Below are 2,240 nucleotides of genomic sequence, written 5' to 3' on the forward strand. Positions count from 1 at the left end.
CCCCCCCCCCCCCCCCCCGCCCCCGCCCCCCCGCCCCCCCCCCCCCCCCCGCCCGCCCCCCCGCCCCCCCCCCGCCCGGCCCGGCGCCGCGATCCGCCGGCTCCACCGCTCCCGCTGGTAGCCGCTGGTGAGCGTGGTCCGTACCGCGTCCAGGGCCAGCGCCGCCGGCACCGCGAGCGCCACGGCGCGGGTCAGCAACGCGGGGTCGGGCGGCTGCTCGGCCGATAGTCGGCTCTCCAGCAACATGGCGTGGGTGAGGTCGAGTTGGGCCAGGTGCAGGCCGAGTCGGTGGGCGGTGAACACCGCCGCGGCGCGCTCAAGTTCGGTCTCGCCGGCGGCGAAGTGCCCGCTGGCGTAGGCGTCGACGGCCAGTTCGAGGCGCAGTTGCGCGGCGGCCACCGGAGCCCCGCACGCCTCGAAGCGGGCCAGCGCCTCGCGGTACCGCGCGCGCGCGCGGGCGCGGTCGCCGCGCTGGGCCGCGACCATGCCCAGCAGCCGGAGCGTCGCCGCCTGCCGGCCCCCCATGCCGGCCAGGGCGAAGAACCGTTGGCTCGCGACGAGCAGCGGCTCGGCCTGGTCGGGGCGGCGCGCCCGGACGTGCCCGCCGGCCAGGTTGAGGCGCGTCTCGGCGGCCCCCACCGGATCGCCCGCGGCATCGAAGGCGGCGAGCGCCTGCCGCCCGTAGTCCTCGGCCAGTTCCTGGCGGCCACTCTCCAGGCTGGTCACCGCCAGGTTGGCCAGCGGGTGGGCGGTCAGCTCGGGGGCGTACCGCGTCGCCGCGGCCAGGGTGCGCTGGGCCAACGCATGGGCGGTGGCCCACTGTTGGCGGCGGATGGCGAGCGAGGTGAGCCCCTGGAGGCAGGGCGCCAGCAGGTTGGTGCCCTCCGGTCTCGGCCGGAGCTCCGCGCCGGCTGTGCTGTCCGTGTCATCCGTGCCATCCGTGCCGGCCGCGGCGGGCGTGAGGAGCAGCGCGTGGGCCTGCTCCAGCGCCGTCTGCGCGGCATCGAGGTCGCCGGTCTCCTGCAACGGGTTGGCCAGGTTGATCAAGGTGGTGGCCCGCAGCGTCCAGATCGGCTCGTCGGCCAGCAGGTCGAGCGCGTCGCACGCGTCGAGCGCAGCGCGGTGGGAGGCGATGGCCGCCCGGTGGTCGCCGAGCGCGTTCGCCACCGCGGCCCGGTTGCCCAGCGCCTGCACCTGGAGGTGGTGGAGCTGGGCGGTGAGCTGCCTCGTGGCGTGCACCGCCTGGTCGAACGCGCCGTGCGCGCCGGGCAGTTCGCCGCGCCCGTACGCGGCCACGCCCTCCGCGCGCAGGGCCATGACGCCGGCCAGCGGATCGGGCCCGGGCCCGGCCCCAGACCCTGGCTCGGGCCCGGCCGCGGCAGGTTCGGCGGCTGTCGGTGCGACCGCGGCGGGTTCCGGGGCCGGCCCGGGCGTGGCGGGTGCGGAAGCGACGGGTTCCGGGGCGGGTTCGGGCGTCGGAGCCGGCGGCGTGGGGTCGGGCATGTCAGTAGTCGTCGTCCTGCTCCGCCGCTGCGGCGCGTTCGGCCGCCAACAAGTCGCCCGGGGCGCCCGGGCCGCCCAGTTCGCCCGGGTCGCCGGCCGTGGCTCGCGCCAGCCGGTCCCGTACCAGGCTCCTGATCTTCTCGCGCACCACCCGGTGGGCGGACGGCGCCTCGTCGTGGTCCGGCGGACCCGGGTCCTGCGCGGTGTCACCCGACGCCGCGGTGTCACCCGACGTCGCGGTGTCACCGGACACGGCAGAGTCACCCGGCACCGAGGCGGCGCCGGCGCGCGGCGGTACCGGGTCGAAACCCGGCAGGTACACGCCGACCTTCAGCGCGGACACCGGCTGCCCTTCGGGCACCGTCAGCCGTCCCGTCCAGGCGTCGCCGGCCAGGGTGAGGGCCGTGGTGACGGGTGGGCCGCCGATCTCCGCCCAGGGCACCAGGTGCGGCGGCAGGGCGCGCGGCGCGCCGGGCGTCAGCCGCTCCGGCGCCGCGGCCACGCTGACCGCGATGACGGTGTGCCCCGCCGCCCTGACGGCCCGCCAGGACACGGCCCGCTCCGATGCGTCCACCAGGCCCGGCGGGTAGCGGCGCCAGTCGGTGCCGCCGCTGCCGTGCGCGATCAACAGCCCGTCGGGCACCGGCTCGGGCGCCGCGGCACCGGCGGCCAGCGCATAGCGGTCGTACGCGGTCGGGGCGCCGGGCGCGGGTTCGTCCCCCGCGGCGCGGCCCGGC

2 pseudogenes are annotated in these 2,240 nt (G+C 78.7%); both read right to left on the reverse strand.

The window, feature by feature from the left end:
* Positions 1-1,503 (reverse strand): annotated as a pseudogene (locus AAHZ94_RS32935) (hypothetical protein); the annotation flags it as partial.
* Between the two features lies 1 nt (position 1,504).
* A pseudogene (locus AAHZ94_RS32940) lies at positions 1,505-2,240 on the reverse strand (hypothetical protein); the annotation flags it as partial.

The sequence above is a fragment of the Streptomyces sp. HSW2009 genome, from assembly GCF_040240285.1.
Lineage (GTDB): Bacteria > Actinomycetota > Actinomycetes > Streptomycetales > Streptomycetaceae > Streptomyces.